The sequence below is a fragment of the Dyadobacter sp. HNCC25DJ184 genome (assembly GCF_056895215.1).
Genome location: NZ_JBXHAQ010000020.1, coordinates 77597 through 99130 on the forward strand (window position 1 = coordinate 77597; position 21534 = coordinate 99130).

The 21534-nt window shown below is 41.6% G+C and carries 18 protein-coding genes; 9 read left to right on the top strand and 9 right to left on the bottom strand.

The features are described from left to right. Positions 1 to 1458: 1458 nt before the first annotated feature. The 3 genes from AC1XUD_RS24095 to AC1XUD_RS24105 form a co-directional block, all read right to left on the bottom strand. Positions 1459 to 3825: a GumC family protein gene (locus AC1XUD_RS24095; RefSeq protein WP_483363596.1), complete on the bottom strand. Its 2367-nt coding sequence runs from the start codon at positions 3823 to 3825 to the stop codon at positions 1459 to 1461. A 47-nt stretch (positions 3826 to 3872) separates the two neighbouring features. Further along, complete coding sequence (locus tag AC1XUD_RS24100; RefSeq protein WP_483363597.1) at positions 3873 to 4619, bottom strand: polysaccharide biosynthesis/export family protein; 747 nt, start codon at positions 4617 to 4619, stop codon at positions 3873 to 3875. Between the two features lie 286 nt (positions 4620 to 4905). After that, positions 4906 to 5646, bottom strand: a complete 741-nt coding sequence (locus AC1XUD_RS24105) for a tyrosine-protein phosphatase (protein WP_483363598.1) — start codon at positions 5644 to 5646, stop codon at positions 4906 to 4908. A gap of 394 nt (positions 5647 to 6040) precedes the next feature. Between AC1XUD_RS24105 and AC1XUD_RS24110 the strand changes: the two genes are divergently transcribed. Next, positions 6041 to 7777, top strand: coding sequence for a T9SS type B sorting domain-containing protein (locus AC1XUD_RS24110; RefSeq protein WP_483363599.1), 1737 nt, complete (start codon positions 6041 to 6043; stop codon positions 7775 to 7777). 3 nt (positions 7778 to 7780) lie between these two features. Here AC1XUD_RS24110 and AC1XUD_RS24115 read toward each other — a convergent pair whose 3' ends face one another. Then, on the bottom strand, positions 7781 to 9547 hold the full coding sequence (locus AC1XUD_RS24115) for an ABC transporter ATP-binding protein (RefSeq protein WP_483363600.1): 1767 nt from the start codon (positions 9545 to 9547) through the stop codon (positions 7781 to 7783). A 133-nt stretch (positions 9548 to 9680) separates the two neighbouring features. On the opposite strand from AC1XUD_RS24115, the gene AC1XUD_RS24120 reads away from it, so the two are divergent. Continuing rightward, positions 9681 to 10319 carry a 3-keto-disaccharide hydrolase gene (locus AC1XUD_RS24120; RefSeq protein ID WP_483363601.1) on the top strand — a complete coding sequence of 213 codons (639 nt, stop codon included), beginning with the start codon at positions 9681 to 9683 and terminating at the stop codon, positions 10317 to 10319. 2 nt (positions 10320 to 10321) lie between these two features. Here the strand turns inward: AC1XUD_RS24120 and AC1XUD_RS24125 are convergent, their stop codons facing one another. Beyond that, positions 10322 to 11242, bottom strand: coding sequence for an AraC family transcriptional regulator (locus AC1XUD_RS24125; protein ID WP_483363602.1), 921 nt, complete (start codon positions 11240 to 11242; stop codon positions 10322 to 10324). A gap of 224 nt (positions 11243 to 11466) precedes the next feature. On the opposite strand from AC1XUD_RS24125, the gene AC1XUD_RS24130 reads away from it, so the two are divergent. The 7 genes from AC1XUD_RS24130 to AC1XUD_RS24160 all read left to right on the top strand — a co-directional run bounded on the left by AC1XUD_RS24130 (position 11467) and on the right by AC1XUD_RS24160 (position 17813). Next, positions 11467 to 13020: an aldehyde dehydrogenase family protein gene (locus AC1XUD_RS24130; RefSeq protein WP_483363603.1), complete on the top strand. Its 1554-nt coding sequence runs from the start codon at positions 11467 to 11469 to the stop codon at positions 13018 to 13020. A 71-nt stretch (positions 13021 to 13091) separates the two neighbouring features. Further along, the gene (locus AC1XUD_RS24135) at positions 13092 to 13460 is read left to right on the top strand and encodes a DUF779 domain-containing protein (RefSeq protein WP_483363604.1); all 369 of its coding nucleotides are present in this window, start codon (positions 13092 to 13094) and stop codon (positions 13458 to 13460) included. 235 nt (positions 13461 to 13695) lie between these two features. Then, positions 13696 to 15006, top strand: coding sequence for a DEAD/DEAH box helicase (locus AC1XUD_RS24140; RefSeq protein ID WP_483363605.1), 1311 nt, complete (start codon positions 13696 to 13698; stop codon positions 15004 to 15006). A gap of 141 nt (positions 15007 to 15147) precedes the next feature. Beyond that, on the top strand, positions 15148 to 15870 hold the full coding sequence (locus AC1XUD_RS24145; RefSeq protein WP_483363606.1) for a DUF1361 domain-containing protein: 723 nt from the start codon (positions 15148 to 15150) through the stop codon (positions 15868 to 15870). A 57-nt stretch (positions 15871 to 15927) separates the two neighbouring features. After that, positions 15928 to 16662 carry a class I SAM-dependent methyltransferase gene (locus AC1XUD_RS24150; RefSeq protein ID WP_483363607.1) on the top strand — a complete coding sequence of 245 codons (735 nt, stop codon included), beginning with the start codon at positions 15928 to 15930 and terminating at the stop codon, positions 16660 to 16662. Beyond that, positions 16662 to 17384, top strand: a complete 723-nt coding sequence (locus AC1XUD_RS24155) for a pseudouridine synthase (RefSeq protein WP_483363608.1) — start codon at positions 16662 to 16664, stop codon at positions 17382 to 17384. The genes AC1XUD_RS24150 and AC1XUD_RS24155 overlap by 1 nt, the downstream gene beginning before the upstream one ends. Before the next feature lie 183 nt (positions 17385 to 17567). Further along, positions 17568 to 17813: a DUF4287 domain-containing protein gene (locus tag AC1XUD_RS24160; RefSeq protein ID WP_483363609.1), complete on the top strand. Its 246-nt coding sequence runs from the start codon at positions 17568 to 17570 to the stop codon at positions 17811 to 17813. Positions 17814 to 17938: 125 nt separating this feature from the next. On the opposite strand, the gene msrB is transcribed toward AC1XUD_RS24160, so the two are convergent. From msrB to trxB, 4 genes are all read right to left on the bottom strand, one after another. Next, positions 17939 to 18502: a peptide-methionine (R)-S-oxide reductase MsrB gene (msrB, locus tag AC1XUD_RS24165; protein WP_483363610.1), complete on the bottom strand. Its 564-nt coding sequence runs from the start codon at positions 18500 to 18502 to the stop codon at positions 17939 to 17941. An 89-nt stretch (positions 18503 to 18591) separates the two neighbouring features. After that, positions 18592 to 19317: a bacillithiol biosynthesis deacetylase BshB1 gene (gene bshB1 / locus AC1XUD_RS24170; RefSeq protein WP_483363611.1), complete on the bottom strand. Its 726-nt coding sequence runs from the start codon at positions 19315 to 19317 to the stop codon at positions 18592 to 18594. A gap of 7 nt (positions 19318 to 19324) precedes the next feature. Further along, on the bottom strand, positions 19325 to 20428 hold the full coding sequence (locus AC1XUD_RS24175; protein ID WP_483363612.1) for a peptidoglycan DD-metalloendopeptidase family protein: 1104 nt from the start codon (positions 20426 to 20428) through the stop codon (positions 19325 to 19327). A 36-nt stretch (positions 20429 to 20464) separates the two neighbouring features. Then, positions 20465 to 21424, bottom strand: a complete 960-nt coding sequence (trxB, locus tag AC1XUD_RS24180; RefSeq protein WP_483363613.1) for a thioredoxin-disulfide reductase — start codon at positions 21422 to 21424, stop codon at positions 20465 to 20467. Positions 21425 to 21534 lie beyond the last annotated feature (110 nt).

Sequence of the window (21534 nt, forward strand, 5' to 3'; positions counted from 1 at the left end):
GATAAAATTCGATGTGTAGTTTTCATAATACGTTGAGCAAATTGTTAGGTGAAAATTCCCTGATACCTTATTAAACGACTTAAGTTTGTATTAAGAGATTATCACAAGTCGAAAATAAGACTTTTTTAAGAAACGCGCAACTATTTTTAGTCGAAACTTGATTAAGTGCAAAAGACCACATGATTAATAAAATTAAATTTAATGCAAATAAAAGTTTTGCATTTTCCCGAAGCGTCGAACAGTTTATGATTTCATTCGCACTTTTGCCAAGTTTTCTTCTGTTTCCAATGCTAAAGAATTTAACAAAATCTTAATGACAATTTATCTAGCGGTAAGATACAAGTTGTACAAAATTCATACTTAACGGTTAGGATTTAATTATTGCCCATAATAGGAGTGCAAATAATTAGTGTCCGATTTCTATTTTGGTGTTTATTTCTCAATTTAATGCCATGGCGAAGGTTAAGCTCCTTGCTCGAGCAACTGGGCGTTGTGAAGATCCAGCCTTTCAAATCGGGATGCACCGGTTTGACTACTACAATATAAAGCTGTTGGTGTATAGTAGTAGTTTTACGAGATTTTATGGGTAAAGTTCTTTAAAATATACAATTCGATAAAATCAATTTCTCTCCGGAATTATGGTTGATTTTCCAACATTATTGTGTCAATACGCGACTTTTATGGCAAATCGTGTAGCGGTACAGGTTGCTCAGCTAAGAATTTTCTCATTTTTAATTGTATATATTGTTGTAAATGAGTCTATTGTGCTTTTTTTACGTATCAGTTTGAGAAGATCGATTTATTCGCTCTTGCGATAGCAAATTCAGTTGGTCGCGCTGGAAGCATTCATGATCAGTCATTGATATAGAAATCCTCCTTATTTTATGCAATTCCAATTCTAGTACAAATGTAGAATAAATTGTATTAAATATCCAGCAGGTTGATAAGGTTTTTTGCGCAACATATTGAAATTTGTGTAGTGCTCGGAGTGGGAGTCAAGCATGATATAATTAATTATCTAGAAATTTGGAAAAAGACCAGAATTACCGCTGCTACCATATTAATTGGGAACTTGCATGTTACTCAAAGCCTCATTTGGGTTTGAGATTGGTTCAGAGCTGTGTTTCATGATACGTAATTTGCCAGCGGTATGCTGTTAGAAGTAATCCTATTTAAATAAAGAATATTCCTCCACGAATTGCAGAATTTTGATTTAGGTTTTTTTCTTCAATCTAAGGAGACGAGAGAATTATTCTAGACCCTGCAATCGTTAAAGTTATATTTTATCGAAGATGGCTGGGTATAAACGTAACATATACAATTTTGTATTTTTCTTATCAGAGGCCATTCTCGATCATCTCCCATAATATTGGTTTGAAATGCGGGGATCCTACGAAAAAAGGCTTCAGGAGAGATCCTGAAGCCTTTTTTCTTTGAGCTATGCTAATTGAAACATTCCTAGCTTTTACCAACCAGTTTCTTTAAATCAAACTTTTTGGATTTGGTTGACGAAGGATCGTCCTCCGTATAATAACCGTAGCCATAACCCCCATATCCGTAGCCGTAGCCATATCCTGCACCGTAATTGACACCATTGAATATGATACTCAAGTTTTTGAAACGTTTTGATCTCTGAAGGTCTCCAATTCTTCTAAGGTGATCCAGAAGAGTATAGTTAAAGCGCACTACATATAACGTCGCTTGAACGAACTCTCCAATTAAGGAAGCATCGGTAACCAAGCCATATGGAGCGGAATCGATCAAAACATAGTCATATTCTTCTCTTAGCTCAGCAATAAGTTGAGGCAAACGGCCGTTGGTCAACAACTCCGATGGGTTAGGAGGTACAGGACCGCTGGTCATTACATCAAATTTCGGATGGACTCCCGTCGGTTGGATAAGATCAGCCAGATTGGTTTGACCCACCAGATAATTGGATACACCTTTTTTGTTCGCAACCTGCAGTCTGTCCTGCAACGAGGGTTTCCTTAAATCTATCCCCAGTAGGATGACGCGTTTGTCAGAAAATGCAAGACTGGCTGCAAGGTTAATACTGATAAAGCTTTTCCCTTCTCCACCGATTGAAGATGTGAACATGATTGTTCGACAATTGCCATCTCCGAGATATTGCAAATTCGTTCGGAGCGCCCTGAATTGTTCTGCAACCGCACTTCTACTTGTCATTTTAATGATGGCGTCGGAAGCCGGCTGATCTTTGGAAGTTTTCATTAATCCAATTTCACCCAAAATTGATGAGTTGGCTTTCCTTTCGATCTCGTCACGACTTTGAACTGTATTGTTTAACAGAAATAGCAGGTTAATAATAATCAAAGGTATTGCAAACCCACCGACACCTGCGCCGAGCCAGATGATGAGTTTCTTAGGTTTTATCGGAGCTATCGAAGCAACAGGTGCGTCCACCAAACGGCTATCCGTAACAGTAGAAGCATATGCAAGTGCCGTTTCTTCGCGTTTTTGAAGCAAATACAAATAAAGATTTTCCTTAATTGTTTGCTGACGTTTGATGCCCACATATTCTCTTTCTTTCTGAGGAATCGTTCTTAACCCAGCAGAAAAACGGGTGTTAACTGACTCTAGCCCTTGTTTCGTAACATCCATACCACGACGGAGATTCTGAACATTTTCCTTAATAGCCTGTCTTGTCTGGGCTAATTGGGTATTGATCGTCTCAAGCAGCGGGTTATTGGCCTGTGTAGTTCTCGCATAGCGTTCTCTTTGAAGATCAAGATCATTGTATTTCGTTAATAACGAGACAAGGACCGGGTCATTGATCATGTATGTAGCCGGCGCCGGTGCTCCTTCGCCCGCTTTCTGAATGTAATTATCAACGCTTTCCAGAATTTTGATCTGCGTGTTGATTTCGGTCAGCTTATTGTCATTCTCCTTGATGTTTTGAAGAAACAACTGAGACTCAGTACTAATGTCCGTAAGCCCTTTTGATGTTTTGTAAGATTCTACGTCTTTCTCAACATCACCCAATTCTCCCGTTATAAGTCCTAGCCTGGTTTCAATAAACTTCAGTGTATTGCTTGCTTCGGTATTCTTGTCGGCCAGAGACGACTGCACATATACATCCAAAAGCTTGTTAAGAATATCCTTACCACGTTGAATAGAAACGTCTGAATACGTCAATTCAAGAACTGTACTCTTTACATTTGGTTGTTCAACAGTGAGATTCAGAATCATTGACTCCACCAGAATGCTTGGGTCGTAGAAGAAGACGTTAACGTCTTCCACTTCAACATCCATTCCTTTTTTTACAACAAAGGCGCCCCATTTATTTTGAAAACGTTGGCCGAACTTGTAAACCTGATCTTCATCATTAAACCTGAAATGGTCTTTGTCTGCGACGTGAATAATAAGCGGTTCCTTATATCCTTCCTTGGTAATTACCTCAGGAGTCACAGAAATAGGGCTGCGTTTATAAAGCGTTTCCGTTTTCAAGCCATTGGAAGTAGTATAAGCGACATCAAGATCAAGTTCTTTAATTACCTGATCCATTAAGGTCTGCGACTTCAGGATTTCGATTTCGTTTTCTACAAGTTTATTTCCTCCGAATTGAGAAAGTTCGTCCAATATTTCATTTGTACCTCCGGCCGAAAGTCCTTTCTTTTCATCTTTAATCAAGATTGAGGTTCTGGACAAATAAACAGGCTGGGTAATTTGTAAATAGAAAAACGCAGCAATCAGCGCTCCAACAAAAAATATAGGGAATAAATACCAGTATCTGATAAAACGTCTTAAATACCCTTGGAGGTCAAACCCCTCTTCCTCTTCCGAGGATCCATTTTTAAAACTATCCATGCTACTCATAACGTTAAGTTCTTAAGTGATCAATTTTTAGCGAGGGGTTAAGGTATTCTCGTTAATATAAGGGATAAAGAAACTGCCAAACTAATGAACAAAGGAGCAAGCTGAACCATTCGGTCGGTCGCATTCATTCTTGTTTTGCCCGGTTCTACATAAATAATATCATTTTTGTGAATATAATAATATGGGGAATTGAAGGTTTCACGGGAGGTTAGGTCAACGCGCGCATATTCTCTTTTTCCATTCTCCTCGCGAATCACCAAAACGTTGTCACGTTTTCCATAGATAGTAAGATCACCTGCCAAGCTCAACACTTCCGGCAGCGTGATTTTCTCGTCAGGAACAACATATACGGCAGGACGAGAAACTTCACCAAGGATTGATACCTTGAAATTCAGGTTTCTAACTATGACGGAAGGCTCTTTCAGATATTTCTCCAGTCGTTTTTTTATGGTATCGGCCGCGGCCAGAGTTTCCAGCCCTGAAATTTTTATTTTGCCAACCAGCGGAATGTTAACTTCACCGTTAAAGTCAACCAAGTAACCAAGTGGCTGAATTCTTCCGCCACTTCCGGAGGCAGTTGAATAGTTCATGCTAGTTGTTGTAGCAGTATTGGCCGAATTGAAAACTTCGTTTGCCTCTGCATTCAAGCTCCCAACCACAATAGACAACAAATCGTTTGGCTGAATGGTGGGCACGTATTTTTGATGAATCTCCTGAATTGAATACCTGGCAGAGTCACCTTGGAAATATACAATTGTCTTCGGGTTCACGCATGAGGTGAACATTCCTAGAAAAGTTATACACGCAAGAAGAAGGGTAGAAATTGATTTTGTTATCGTGGCGTTACGGAATTTCATAGAAAATGGTTGAGTAAAATTTTTCAAGCTTTTGACTTATTATTAGGAATTATGACTTAAACTTTTCCGTTTTTTTTCATGTACTTTCAAGTGTGCGTAGGAAATACATTCCTTGTGACTGCCAGTTAATTATCATTGATCTCTTTTTTCGAAAAAATGCTACCAGGTAATATTAGGATTAAAACTACAAATGTAGGATAAATTCTAGATAAACTTACTTTTCAAGTCGAAGTTTTTCGTTTTGAAAAGGGTAATCTGTCAATCTCCCTTGTTTGTTGCTCTTACTTATCATTTCCAGATGTTGAATTCTGTGTGCGTCTGTACCCAAAAATGTAATCAGCTGATTTTTAAGCAACCAGTCAGCCATTTTATGTACATTTTCTCCATAATAATTTCCCAGCGAAAGAATGTTTACCTGTAGCTCACAGCCTTGCGCACATAGTCTTTCGTAAACTGACGGGTCGGAATGGAAATAGGTGTATCTCTCCGGATGAGCCAAAACAGGTCTATAACCCTTCTCAATGATCGAGAAAAGGGTTTCCGAAGTGTTCATCAGTGGCGTTGAGTAGGGAAGTTCAACCAGCAACCGATTGCCTGGCAACGTAAGCAAACGTTCCCCATTATTAAGCATTTCAACAAAATGTTCGTCGATAAAATACTCGGCAGCGGCATTCAGGCTTATTTCAATCCCATTCTCCTTTGCTGCTATCTTTACTTCCTCAAGTCCAGACAGAATAATATCAGGTGTATTTCGATAGCAATCCCAAATGACGTGCGGTGTGGTAAAAAGGGTATCATATCCTAATTGCTCATATTTTCGGAGCATAGCCAGCGATTCCTCTACCGTTTCGACACCATCGTCGATTCCGGGTATGAGGTGGGAATGAATATCAATCCCAATTCGGGCAAGGTTAGTTTCCTTGGATTTTTCCTTTTTAAATAGCCAGTCTAGCATAATCTTTTCCGGATTCACGAATCTTTGCTATTTACTATATTGAACAGCAAATACCAGTTTTCCGAAATATTGAGTCTATCACAATTGAGCAAATTTAAGTGAAAATACACGACTTCTTCCAAAATTTTCTATCATTAATTTCTTAATAATGCTGGAATAGTAGAATAAAACCATTCTACTGGACGTTTTTACGTTTCTGAAATAAATATAATATTCTCTTTGTTCCCAACTGCAACAAAACCTACTAGGTAGGCGTACTACAAAGAGTATTCCAGCAGGTAAACCGTTCTACATAAAATATTTTATTCTAAAGGCGGGCGTCTGAAATTATTCTACTATATATCTGGAAATTAGTCGATTATGATTTTGAGGAAAATATTGTTCCTGTATAAAAATGAGGAAATTATTTTACTACGTATTTTTTGCCCTTTTGCCCTTTTTCGCTGAGGCACAGGTTGACTGCAATAATATTGGTTTCGAACTTGGAAATACCTCAGGTTGGAAACTGAGCTACGGTACGGTGGATGATCAAAATCAAAAGGTGGTATATCTCAACGAGGTCGACGGAACACGTGAAAACGAACATTATATTACAAGTGCCTCTGACGGTAGTGATCCGAAAGTTGCCGCCATATCGGCGGTTGCTCCCGGAAGTACGCATTCGATTCGGATTGGGAATATGTCAACAGGAACGCATTTTACTCGAATAAAGACAGAATATCTCGTTACCGGCGACAACACTTTGTTTCAGTATAAATTCGCCGTTTTGTTGCAAAATACCTCAGGTGGAACGCAAAATCATGAATCATATCAGAAGCCTGGGTTCAACATTGAAATTTTCAACAGCAAAGGTGATCCGTTAACGTGCAGCAACTATGATATTCAGTTACAGGGTAATAATACAGTTGACGGGTTTCAAACATATGGTGATATTCAATATCGCAACTGGACAACCGGGGCGATTGATCTGAGAAGTTATATCGGTCAAACGATAACGATTGTTGTGACTGCCCATGGTTGTACTCAAAGGGGACATTTTGGATATGCCTATTTCGACGCCCAATGCTTGAAATCTGAAATCAGCGCCGCATCGAGTTGTCCTGACCAGGAGGGCTATATGACACTTGTAGCACCGTCCGGCTTCGGAAAATATACCTGGAATACCGGTGAAACTTCCCAGGCAATTAAAGTAAAGGCGAATCTGGGTGACAAATTTAACGTTCAGATGGTGCCCCTGGCGAGCTTGGATGAGTCTTGCTCTTTGGGCCTCGAATATAAGATCAGGTTTAACCAGGCATCTTACGAATTTGCAAAAAGCATTTGTGAAGGAGAAGAAGTAGCAGTTGGAGATACAGTTTATCGAACGTCCGGAATTTTCGTGAGGAACGTGAGCACGAGCAACGTATGTGACAGTACCGTTACGTTAAATTTGACGGTAAACCCAAAAGCGGCATTTACTCAGGATTTGCAGATTTGTAGAGGAGAGCAAGTAAAAGTGGGAGACTCCACCTATACGGAATCAGGCACATACACTAATTTATTTTCCCTTCCAACAGGGTGTGATAGCCTTGTCACAACCAACTTGGATGTCAAGGAGGTAGATTTAACAGTTACACCAAACGTAAATATCGTTGCCGGAGAAGTGGCCGAGTTACATGCTATGGTATCACCTGCTGGTGCTTATTCTTACAGTTGGACATCGGATGAGGGGTTGTCTTGCTCCACTTGTCCGGATACCAAGGCGAGTCCCGCCGTAACGACGGTTTATACCGTTTTGGTTACGGATAATGAGAATATTTGTGCTGAACAGGCACGGGTTACAGTCACGGTCCGGCCATGTGGGATCATCGTTCCTGACGTTTTTACTCCAAATCAGGACGGTAAAAACGAGATTTTCTTTGTCTATGGAAATAGTTGTGTGAAGCTGGTGACAGAAATGACGATATACGATCGCTGGGGCATAGTGATATTTAATAAGGTCAATTTTATTGCCTCCGATCCTGCCAGTGGTTGGGATGGCAGCTACAAAGGTGCGCTGGTTAATGCTGGGGCGTACCCCTACAAGATTAAAGTAGAACTGAACAGTGGTGAGAAACTTGATTATAAGGGTGCTGTTACGCTCGTAAGATAGACTCTATTGCTGTTGCTGCTCCTGATGTTTCCAAAGTTCCTGGAAATAGACGCTGTTATTTTTCAGTTGGCCGAAATTCCCTTCGTCAATAATTCGTCCATCCTTGAGAATATATATATAATCGAATTTGGTGAGCAAATGCAGGCGGTGCAGCGAAGAAAGTATGGCTTTTTCCTTAAATTCCTCAAACATTTTATCATATATAAGCGATTCAGTCTTTGGATCCACGCTGCTGGTTGGTTCGTCTAGCAACACGATATCACTACTTCGGGCAGCTAACACGCCTCTGGCGAGCGCAAGCCGCTGTTTTTGTCCTCCTGATAAGTTGACTCCTTTTTCCTGAATATTAGATTCAAGGCCGTTAGGAAGTTTGCCAATCACTTCGGTAAAATGAGCGGTATCACAAACCTCAAGAATGTCATCACTCTCAAATGGAAGTCCGAGGGTAATATTGTATGCAATTGTATTTTCAAAGATTTCGGGGTCTTGAGGAAATAGTGTGATCGTGTCAGACAGGGCTCCCATCGACGATTTTGTCTTTCCGTCAATGACGACATTGGCGTTTGGCTCGGCCTCATAGAGTCCCCTCAATATGGCCAGCAGCGTACTTTTACCGCTGCCGCTTTCGCCTATGAAAGCGATTCTTCGTCCTCTTTGAATACGAATATCAACACTGTGAAGGCTGTGTGCTTTAATATTGTCATAGTCTTGCCCATGAGTAAAACTAAGGTTTGTTATACTGATATCAAGCCAATTAGGAGGAAGCTCTTCCTGCCCGACGGACAAATGATTTTCTGCGAAAGCTTCGGAAATATTTCTGGCAGTCTGAACTTCAGTATTATATCGAATGATCTCGGTATACTGCCACGCCACGTCTTGAAAGACACTGGTAAATTGGTTGACATAGCCAAGAAGTGTGACCAGTCCGCCTACCAGAAATGCTTGTCCCGGCGTATATTGTTGATATATATATCCAACGGTAACTACAATATAGATAACGCCGATTAGTATACTTGCAACAAACCATTTCCATTCATTGATGACCACAGACCGGCGAAATGGAGGAAAAACATCCGCCACTTTTTTCATCAAACTGTTCTGCATCCTTTTTTCAAGCCTCAGCGTGATGACGGTTACAATATTGGACAAGCTGTCAAAAAGCGTTGAGGAGACAATATGTTCTTTTTCGTTGGTTTCGTCCAGTGCCTTGATGAACGGCTTATCGAATCTGAAAATAATATAGATTGTAAGAACACCAATTGCAATTCCGATTGAACCAAAAAGTGGCGAATACCAGACAATTGCAATGAATGAAAAGACAAACTTTGAAAAGGCATGCAAAAACATAAAACCGTTCTGAAAAAAGTCTTTCAAAGCCTCATATGCCTTTCTTATTCTGTTGATCGTTGCGCCGCTGTGGTGATCCTGATGCCAGCTGATAGGTAAATGAAGTGCCTGATGATACATCTCGTCCAGGAAATTTTTGCTAAGATCAAAAGCCAGCTTTCGCTCCATTATCCTGGCCGGGCCGTGAAATGCCCATTCCCCCAGAGTTAGCGCCATATATGCAGATCCGTACAAGGCTACATTCGATAGCACAGCATCGGGCTCTGTTTGTATTGATTGTATAAACCAGCCATATATCAATGGATGAATGGCCAAAACGACGTTGGCCATGATAAAAAGCAGGTATACCGATACATAGCGTTTCTTGTCACGGCGTGCATATCGCCAGGATGTCGACAGGAGTGAGATATACGGATTTGGCATCTGTTTCGTGTGAATTTTGTCTCAAATATAACGGGCTTCCCGCCTTAAAGTTAAATACAAGCTTCAAAGAGTAGTTTTAAAGCCGGACTTCTCTTTTTGAATAAAAGTTTTAGCAAAACATTATTTCGCACATATGAAACACAAGTTTTTTGGCCGGGCCGTATTGGTGCTGGCGTTGCTTTCAGGAAGTCTTTCATCTTTCGCGCAGGATGGATGGATATCGATTTTTAATGGTAAAAACCTGGACGGTTGGAAAGTTGGGAATAATGCGTCTTCCTTTAGCGTAGTGGATGGTACGATAAAGGTGGCCGGGCCGGTTGCGCACTTGTTCTATGACGGAGCCATTAAAAACCATATGTTCAAAAATTTTGAGTTTAAGGCACAGGTAATGACTAAGCCCGGTGCGAATTCAGGAATTTATTTCCATACGGCTTATCAGGAAACAGGCTGGCCGGCTAAGGGATATGAGGTGCAGGTAAATAACTCACATACAGACTGGAAGCGTACAGGAAGTTTGTACAATGTGGTCGATATCAAAGAAAATTATGCGAAGGATGACGAGTGGTATACCGAGCATATCATCGTAGAAGGCAAGCATATCACCATCAAAATCAATGACAAGGTGGTTGTCGACTACGAAGAAAAGTTAGATAACCGCAACGACGATATGAAAGGCCGGATCATCAGCAGCGGCACTTTTGCTTTGCAGGCGCATGACCCGAAAAGCGTTGTGTATTATAAGGATATTCAGGTTAAGCCTTTGACTGAGTAATATCAGCCAGCGTGTGAGGTAAGAATTCGATATTGGGAGGGAGAAATTCCCTCCATTTTTTTGAACTGTCTTCCAAAATAATTCAAATCCGAGAATCCCAGCTCGTAACATATCTCGGTAATACTGCTGTCAGAAACAGCCAGAAGTTGCTTCGCTTTCTTGATTTTTTCGTTCAACACAAAATCTAACGGACTGATATTGAACTCCCTTTTAAATGCGCGATAGAAGGATGCTCTGCTCATGCAAGCTTTTTCGCTCAACTTATCGACGTGAATCTTCTCGGTAATATTGGCTTTTATATAAGCGATGATATAACCTAAAGCGTGATCCGGTTCCACTTTTTCATGTTCGCATGCCTGCAGATTCTGAGACTGGATAATATGAACAATCAGCTCCTGAATGGCCAAGTCCGCCAGAATATCTTTTCCCAGATCACTTCCTGAGCAAATCTTGATGAGCTTGTTAAGATTTTGAGCCAGCTCTATATTATTCAGGAAATGGTATTCATTGAATTTCAGATCCCAATATTGGTTTTTATCTTCTCTTGGATAGCGCTCATTTAATACCTGCAAGACATGTTTGATTTTGCTCTGATCCAATGCCAGGGCGATGCACTGCGTGGGGTTTGAGGTTGTAGCTTCCGGAAAATCAATCTTCATGGTAACATTCGCAGGAACAAGTACCGTTTCGCCGGGTAGATAGTCAAAGCCCGGTTTGTCAAACAAATGCATCACCTTTTTACCCCGGAGCATGCTGGTTACTACAAAGTCAGAAAAGGTAAGGGGTACCAGCGCCGATGTCTGCAAGGTTTCAAACACATTCAGTTCGCAGTTCTGAAGTGAAAAAGCGCGCCTGTTTTCCACCATGGTCTTGAGTGATTTCTCATCAGAAATTGCGACGTGATTCAACTGGAAGCCTTGCATATTGATTTACTTTTCTGGGAAGCGGTTAACTTTTGGATAGGTACTATGAACAAAACGATGGAGGAATGAACAAAGATATGGTTATGCTCATCTTCTTATATAAATATAAATGTTTTTTGAATAAATGAGATAATTGTGCGACACAATGGAACGATTGTACCAATGATTCACAATTGTTAAATCTAGATTTGAATTAATAATTCATTATAACTCTTGATCAAATTATGGATACTACAATTGCAAGCCCGGATTTGGATTCACAAACCCATGTGAACGAAAATTTGGCTAAAAGACCTCAGTTCAAGGAAAAGTATGGAAATTATATTGGCGGGAAATTCGTGGATCCAGTTAAGGGAGAATATTTCGACAACGAATCACCGATTGATGGCAAAGTATTCACAAAAGCTGCGAGATCAACAAAAGAGGATATTGAGCTGGCTCTGGATGCAGCACACGCTGCGTTCGCAACATGGAGCAAAACGGCAGCAGCATATCGAAGCAATATTTTATTGAAAATTGCGCAGGTCATCGAGGATAATCTTGAATATCTGGCGGTTGTGGAAGCTATTGACAACGGAAAAGCGATCAGAGAAACGCGCGCGGCTGATTTGCCCCTTTGTGTTGATCATTTCAGGTATTTCGCAGGCGTAATACGCGCCGAGGAAGGTTCCGTGTCAGAGCATGACGAAAATACAGTTTGCATTAACCTTCATGAACCGCTTGGGGTAGTTGCCCAAATCATTCCATGGAACTTTCCATTGCTGATGGCGACCTGGAAAATTGCGCCTGCGCTGGCGGCTGGTTGTTGCGTTGTTGTAAAACCGGCTGAGCAAACGCCGACTTCTATTATGATATTGATGGAATTGATCGGTGATATCCTCCCAGCTGGGGTGTTGAATATTGTCACTGGTTTTGGCGTGGAAGCTGGAAAGCCCCTCGCTTCATCACCACGAGTTGCGAAAGTCGCTTTCACGGGTGAAACTACCACTGGTCGTCTGATCATGCAATATGCATCTGAAAACCTGAATCCGGTGACGATGGAGTTGGGAGGAAAGTCTCCCAATATCTTCTTCCCTTCTGTCGCTGATGCAGACGATGCATTTTTTGATAAAGCGATTGAAGGAGCGGTACTTTTTGCTTTAAATCAAGGAGAAGTTTGTACTTGTCCTTCCAGGATCCTCGTACACGAAAGTATATATGAAAAATTTATTGGTCGGGTTATTGAGCGCACGAAGGCCATCAAAATGGGACACCCGCTGGACGGAACTACGATGATGGGGGCCCAGGCGTCTAATGATCAGTATGAAAAAATTCTGTCGTATCTCCAGATAGGAAAGGAAGAAGGAGCAGAGGTATTGGCAGGAGGTGCGGCGCAGAAATTTGAAAACGGGATTTCAGGTGGGTACTATATCCAGCCAACGATTTTTAAAGGGCATAACAAAATGCGGATATTCCAGGAAGAAATCTTCGGGCCTGTTGTATGCGTAACTACGTTTAAAACCACGGAGGAAGCGATTGAGATTGCAAATGATACCCTATATGGATTAGGCGCAGGTGTTTGGACCAGAAATGCTCATGAGCTGTATCAGGTTCCGCGGGCCATTAAAGCGGGTAGGGTATGGGTGAATAATTACCATGCATATCCAGCGCATGCCCCTTTTGGTGGATATAAAAAATCAGGTTTTGGTAGAGAAAACCATAAAATGATGTTGGATCATTATCGCCAGACTAAGAACATGTTGATCTCTTATGATCAAAATAAGCTTGGGTTTTTCTGAGATCTGAGGAGGGTAGAATGATGGGGGAGTTAAGGGGTTGGCTCCCCATTTTTTAACTTAACAAAACGGAAATGACCAGAAGAGTGACGGTGACCGCGGAGGCAGAAAAGGTGATAAACCAGTTGAGAGAGAGATATGGAGAATTGATGTTCCATCAAAGCGGCGGATGTTGTGATGGCTCGCAGCCAATGTGTTTTGAAAAAGGCGAGTTTAAAACAGGAGATAGCGACGTGAAGCTGGGTGAGATAGCCGGTTGCGAATTTTTCATGAGCCGTGACCAGTTTGAGTATTGGAAGCATACGCAACTTACCATCGATGTCACACCCGGGCGCGGGGCCAGTTTTTCGCTTGAGATTCCTTTGGGCGTGCGGTTTATCACCAGATCAAGAATGTATACAAAGGAGGAGGAAAGGGAATTAGAGGAAGTATTTGTTGAGTAAAGTTGTTGGTAGTATATAGAGTAGCAGGTATCTGGGGGCGTTTTTCTCCTCGTTTACCTGCTCTCTTTTTTTATTTTAAACTACGTATAATGTGGAAGAAGTTTGTCATATTTTATAGTAGTATTTTATTTGTTATCTTTGATGAAAATCAGGCGGTTTGCTGACTCGGATTTTAAAGTCAGCTAGTATTAAACATATGTTAACGAAAGTATAGTTAACTCTAAAAAGCTGAACTTTGAATTTCAATGAATTTGAACTCCATCAGGACGTCATTGACGCGGTGGAATCCATGAGTTATAACCAGGCTACACCTATTCAGGAACAAGCCATTCCACATATTTTGAAAGGGAAGGATTTGCTGGCATGTGCCCAAACGGGAACGGGTAAAACTGCGGCATATCTGATACCTATTCTCGACAAGGTCGCTCATGAAAGCAACGAGCAGACTGGTGCATTGATATTGGTGCCTACCCGCGAGCTGGCGGTTCAGATTGACCAGCAGATCCAGGGTCTTGGGTATTTTGTGGGAGCGACGAGTATTGCAGTATATGGGGGCAATAAAGGGCCTGAATGGGATCAGCAGAAGAAAGCACTGACGCAAGGTGCTGACATCATTATTGCTACTCCCGGAAGGTTAATCGCACATTTGCAGTTAGGATATGTCAATTTCAGTCATCTTAAGCACTTGGTTCTGGACGAGGCGGATCGCATGCTGGATATGGGATTTTTGGGGGATATCATGAAGATAATGAGTTTCCTGCCCGCCAAGAGGCAGACATTGATGTTTTCGGCAACCATGCCTCCCAAAATCGGAGAGCTTGCGAAACGAATACTTCACCAGCCCGAAGAAGTCAGGCTTCAGGTATCAAGACCAGCCGAAAGAATTGATCAGCAGTTTTACCTGGCCACTGATAATCAAAAGCTTCCCTTGCTGATTCACCTCTTGAAAGAGGCGGGAGATACTAGCATGGTATTGTTCACGTCAAGGAAAAATACAGTCGATACAATCGTTCGCGCACTCAGGAAACTGGGTTTGGATTCAAGAGGTATATCTTCGGATTCGGATCAAACGGAGAGAGAGCAGGTGCTTCGGGATTTTAAAAACAGAACCTTCCCTGTTTTGGTAGCTACTGACGTTCTGTCCCGCGGTATTGATATAGATAACCTGAGTCATGTCGTGAATTATGACGTGCCTAAAGACCCTGAAGATTATGTCCACCGCATTGGACGTACAGCGCGCGCAGCTTCCAAAGGTATTGCGATCACGTTCATCAATGAACATGATCAGAAATATGTCCTGAAAATCGAGCGACTGTTTGAGAAGGAAGTGGAAAAACGCGCGGTAACCGCCGAACTTGGCCTGGGAGATGCTCCGGTTTTCGAGCCCAGAAGATTTAACGGAAACAGTAATCCAAACAGACGGAAAACCAAACCAGTTTCTGCCACGTCGTCATCTCCGTCTGAAAATGGAGAGAAACCTAAGCCTAAGAGAAATCAGAGGAGAAAACCTAAAAACCAGGTTAAAAAAGAAGCAGATCCGTCATAATAGATACCTAATTTGCGACTTTGGTACGAAAGTTTAGGGAACGTTGATATCGAGAACGTATAGAGCTGGTAAGTTGTTACCTTTCTGTACGTTTTTCCCTTTTATATTCAACGTTCATGAAGAAGTTTAACGTTTTTGTTTTTGGAAAGATTAATCGAATGGATCAGAGGATACAGGTTTAGTGTTGTTGATCCTCCTATTATTTCTCTGGAAGGCCTATTTTCACTACTCCTTCTATTACTATTAAGTGTTGTTGCGGTTACTTTTCACGTAATTCGCATGTTTTTCAATTTTCCGGTGGACTTTTCACTGGACTGGAATCTCTTTTTGAGCTGGATACCCCTAATTGTGGCATTTTTGGCCAATACGATCACCATTCGCTTCCCGAATAATCGTTTCCTGATTTTTTTATTGTCAATAGTCTGGATCTTATTCTTTCCAAATGCGCCTTATATGATCACGGATCTCGCGCATTTAACAATCGATTATCATCGCGACTTGACTTGGCACGACGTGATCATGCTGTTTTTTTATGCAGAAGTGAGCCTTTTCAACGGTTTGGTGTCCGTATATTGGATGCACGAATCCTGGAAGAGAATGTTTTCAACCAAATGGACGCGAATCTTTTTATTTCTCAGTTTCCCGCTTGCAGGTTTCGGCGTATATTTGGGCCGTGTTCACCGTATGAATAGCTGGGATATTGTCCACGATCCCAAAGGCTTTTTTATCGGTTTGTTCAACAGTGTAATGGACCGCACAGCGCTGGTGCTGAGCCTTGAGCTGGGACTATTGTTAGGAATTCTTTACGTAGTGCTCTGGTCGGTAATCAGGTTCCGGATCCGATATAAGGAACGAGCATCTTAGCAAGTGGAAATGTTTCGAATCAATTTGAGAGATAAATTTTAGAGTTTTATACAGTCCATGCAGATATCGGAGAATGTAAAATCGTCTTATTCTGAGCAATATGATCAAAATGCTGTAGCATGGAGAACCATGGGCGCCAGGTATAAGGCTATTAATATCGTTGAGCTTTCAAAGAATATCACCTTCAGGAATGTATTGGAAGTAGGTGCAGGAGAGGGAAGTATCCTGAGCTGGCTTTCGCAATGGGATTTTTGTGATGACCTTAATTGTGTGGAGATTTCGGAAAGCGGAATTGAGATTATGAAGTCGAAAAACATCAAAAATCTGAAAGAAATCCTTCTTTTTGACGGTTATAAAATTCCGTTTCCGGATAATCATTTCGACTTGGTAATATGTTCGCACGTCATGGAGCACGTTGAACATGAGCGTATATTATTGAGAGAAATTAAAAGAGTTTCCAAATATCAGATTTTCGAAGTACCGATCGATTTTTCATTTTATGTTGACAAAAAGCTAAAACACTTTTTGTCATATGGTCATATCAATATTTATACACCGGGTCTATTCAGATTTCTCCTGACTTCCGAGCAATTTCGTGTTGTGAAAGATATCTGTTATTTCTACGAGAAAGAGGTTTTGGAGCCGTTATTTGTCAACAACAGCATGGGATTAACCATCACCAGATTAAAACAGTTTGTCCTGAAATCTATTCCGTTTTTACGAGGAATTAAACCTAGCTCTTACGCTGTTCTGACCGAGAAAAGTGACCTGGAACTGTCTATTTTCAAATAATGGCTTCTCTTGAATCAAGCTATAATGCCGTTATTTCCCCTCTTGAAATTATTTACCAGGACGACCGACTGGTGTCTATTAACAAGCCGCACGGCCTGTTGGTACACAGAAGTCCCATCGCAGCTGATGCTACCGAATTTGCTGTCCAAATTCTGAGAGATCAACTGGATCATAGAGTTTTTCCTGTGCATCGTCTGGATAGAAAAACGGGTGGTGTATTGTTGTTTGCATTGGATGAAAATACCAATAGCATCGTTCAACAAATGTTTTCTAATGGCGAAGTGTCTAAGGAATATCTTGCGATTGTACGTGGATTTACGCCAGACGAATTAGAAATTGATTATCCCCTAAGAAGAGATGATGGGGTTTTGCAGGATGCTCAGACAAGCCTGAAGACATTGTCTCGCTCAGAAATTAATGTCCCATCTGGCAAGCATCCAACTTCCCGGTACTCGCTGGTAAGTCTCAACCCTTCTACCGGAAGAATGCACCAATTGCGAAAGCATATGGCACATATTTTCCATCCCATCATCGGCGACAGGCCTCATGGCTGCAATAAGCAGAATAAATTTTTCCTTGAAAAATTTGAAATGAACACTATGCTATTACACGCTCGAAAACTCTCTTTTAATTATCCCGATTCAGGAGAAGGTGCTATTATTGAGGCAAATCTTCAGTTCGAGTTTATGAGAATGCTTTCATCTTTGAAGCTGCAATATTAGTTCAATCGGCTCTTTTTTCTCAGTTTTCGTTGCACTTCTAAACCTTGTGGTATCCCTTTTTTAAGAAAGTGGTATAGATCTGTAACTCATAGAGTGCAGGTTGTGGCCCTATTCACATTACACCACATTAATTGCAATACGTTTAAATACTAAATCTGTTATGCAAAATTAAATTCTACGTACATGCGCAGCGAATCGTTAAAATTGGCAGAGGAGAACCAGTTGAAAAGTCTTGAATTAAAAACGGGACGGAAATTGGTAGAATGGGCTGTAATTGTTTCTGAATGCCGGTTTTCAAGGCAGTCTGAGTTGGTCTATTTCTTAAAAAAGAAATATGCGTTGGGACATGGTTATGCAAATATGATCGTCCATTGGGTTCGTGAAAGTAAGCCTTGTATCACCAATATGCTGAGGCAGAAGTTGGAATAAAGTAAATTCTTGGGTGAAAATTTATTGTAGAAAAATTTCCACTATTGCTGTGGAAGTTTTTGCCGAATAAAAAAGGGGATATTCATTGTAAACTGAATATCCCATTTTTGTTGAAATTATGCTGACTAGCTGCCTTTCTCTGATTTCTCAGCGTTATATTTCTTTTCAGCAGTTTGTGCTTTTTCGAAATCGAGCACGACTCCGTTGATACAATATCTCAAACCAGTCGGTGGTGGACCGTCGTTAAATACGTGTCCTAAATGAGAATCACATTTTCCACACATCACTTCGGTTCTTACCATTCCATGACTGACGTCCTTTTCATAAATGATTGAGTTCTTACTGATGGGTTCGTAGAAACTCGGCCATCCACAACCGCTCTCAAATTTTGTATCACTTTTGAATAAAGGATTACCGCAAACTGCGCAGTAATATGTTCCAATTTCCTTTGAATGCTCAAAAGCACTGGTATATGGTCTCTCTGTCCCTTTCAGACGGGCTACTTGATATACTTCCGGCGATAATACTTTTTTCCACTCTTCATTCGACTTTTTCATACTGGAATCGGTTTGTGTGGTTGAAACATGTTTGTCGGGGATACTGTTTTTCTTGGCCGACTGTCCTGAACATGAGAACTGCAGGCAGCTCAATGTCAGAATTACGAAGCTAGTGACCGCAATCTTTTTCATATGACTTCTTAAGTTTGTATTACTTCTATATACGAAAAAAGAGTCAAAATAGATTCATAAGCGATCATTATTTAGACCACCTCTGCTGGTTATAGAAATGTTCCTAAGTCGGTAACACCCAGCATACGGTGGGATGTAAAACCCTCTCCGAATGTGGTACCGATCGAATGCCCATACTCTCTGGATCTTGCAATAATGAATTCCAGAAAATCAGGTGTTGAAATATAGCTTTGCGGCTCGTCTTTTTTGTATTCGGTACTGTGAAACTGACTTTTGAATGCGCGAATAGCCTCCAGTTTTTTGTCGTGATATGGCGTGATATCCACTACAAAATCAGGTTTGATATAGCGATCCTGGATGGTATGAAAAACATTTTTTGGCCTCCAGGCTGCCTGAGATTCGCCATTTTCATCCAACGTTTCAACCATTCTGAGTCCCGAATAGAAGCAGCTGTCAGCTACCAGTTTTGCGCCTCTACCATGATCCGGATGCCGGTCATCAATTGCATTAGTGATCACAATATCCGGCTGATATTTACGGATATATCTGATCACTTCTTTTTGCTGCTCTTCAACATTTTCGAAAAAACCATCCTTGAGTCCGACGTTCTCTCTAACCGCAACATTCAATATCCTTGCAGATTCCAAACCTTCCTGTATTCTTCCTTCAGGAGTTCCACGGGTACCAAGTTCTCCTCTTGTGAGATCGATCAATCCAACTGTTTTTCCCAGGGCCATTTGAGCAAGCAGTGTGCCTGCACAACAAAGTTCTATGTCGTCTGGATGTGCCGTGATAGCCAATATGTCAAGTTTCATTCTTTTGTTATTTGATTCTCAGCTTCTGGCCGACACGTAACGTGGATCTTGTTGATATTCTGTTTTTTCTGGCAAGCGCTGAGACACCGACACCATATCTGCCTGCAATAGACGAAAGGGTTTCGCCCGAACGAACCTTATGTAAAATGGAACGGGTATATGCCACAGGAGCATCGCCAGCTTCAAATTCACTTTTTGCCGGTCCTTTCAAATTAGTCAACACCTCCTGCGTCAGCAAAAAATGATCTGACTTGATCTGCCTGTTTTCCCAGTCGAACAAGTTCCTTGGGTCAAAAGGGTTACCCTCATACCGGTTTTCGTAATGCAAATGTGAACCTGAACTACGGCCAGAGTTTCCGCCCAGCCCGATTACATCGCCAGCTTTAACCAAGTCACCAGATTCAACCATTTGTTTTGAGAGGTGACCATATAATGTTTCAAGCCCGTTGTAATGCCGCACCAGAATAAACCTTCCATATCCGCTTCCATCCCAGGCCACGATCCGCACCATCCCGTCATAGGTCGTTTTTACAGAATCACCGGTTTCTAGATCCAGATCAGTTCCGTTATGGCGGCGCCCCCAGCGGAAACCGAAATTTGAGGTGACTGGAGTTTGCGTCATCGGTGTACTCCACATATGGTTTTGCGCAGGATTATAAAGCGTAAGATCAACTGGCTCATCAAATTCCTGTGGAGTAAGTCCGTAGGGATTGATGACCCTCGGATCCCATATGGCATAGTATTCAGCCACTTTAACCCATTCATCCTCAACGAGTAAGGAATCTACCATTTCTATCACTTCCGGCTCACCTTCCTCGATCTTGGAGGTATCTTCACTAACTACAGGGTTCAGCGGTTTGACAGGCTCAAACTGACTTTGAAATTGTAATCCGGAACTCTCAATGATGTATTCGTCTTCCGCCTGCGGAACAACGGCCTTAGTAGGTCCTTCATTTGCATTACTTCCCGTTTGATTGATTTTTGGGTTTTTACGGAATTTCCCACGCTCTTGCGCATGAGCATTCCCGCCAACCAGACAAAGAACTAACAGCAAGCCTACAATAAGCTTTTCTTTCATAAATAGTCTACCTCCGGCTATGTGTAGGGGCACATATAGCCGATTTTAAAATTTATTGTGGGTTACAAATCAGGCTGTTTCTGCGATCTCTTTTTCCACCTCCAATTCTACCAAAAACCTTTCCGCATCCAGTGCAGCCATACAACCTGTTCCTGCAGCGGTTACCGCCTGGCGATATACATTGTCCTGAGCATCACCACACGCAAAAACACCTTTGATATTGGTCAGCGAACTTCCTTTAACGGTTTGGATATACCCGGTTTCGTCCATATTAAGGTAACCTTTGAAAATATCCGTGTTAGGTTTATGACCGATCGCTACAAAAAAGCCGGTAGCATTTAATACGCTTTCTTCGCCGGTTTTATTGTTACGGATAGCTACAGACTCAAGGCCATGTTCGCCTATCAGATTGTAAGCTTCTGTGTTCCAGATAATTTCAATATTTGGCAGCGTTTCCAATCTCTTTTGCATGATTTTGGAAGCTCTCATTTCATCTCTTCTTACAAGTAGATACACCTTACGGCACAACTTTGCAAGATAGCTGGCTTCTTCGGCAGCAGTATCACCCGCTCCAACTACAACCACATCCTGGTTACGGAAGAAAAATCCATCACAAACCGCGCAAGCCGATACGCCATGGCCATTGAGACGATCTTCGCCTTCTATTCCAAGCCATTTTGCCGAAGCACCAGTCGAGATAATGACTGCATTTGCCTCGATGTGTTTTTTGCCATCAACTACGATTTTATGCGGGTGACAAGTAAAATCCACTTCGGTAACCAAACCGTAGCGAATATCAGTGCCAAATCTTTTTGCTTGCTTCTCAAAGTTGATCATCATTTCCGGACCGGTAATTCCATCCGGATATCCAGGATAATTATCCACTTCAGTGGTGATCGTAAGCTGCCCCCCAGGCTGACCGCCCTGATACAAGACAGGGTTTAATCCAGCTCTGGAAGCATATATTGCAGCAGTATATCCGGCAGGACCGGAACCTATTATAAGACAGTCAATTTTTTCAGGTACCATGTTAATACTATGTGATCTTGGTTTTTAAAATTAATTCGACGAACGGATTCAGGTGCCGTTTGATATAGTGTGAAAGGTCGAATAATACTCGTTCCTTAGTTGTAGCAACA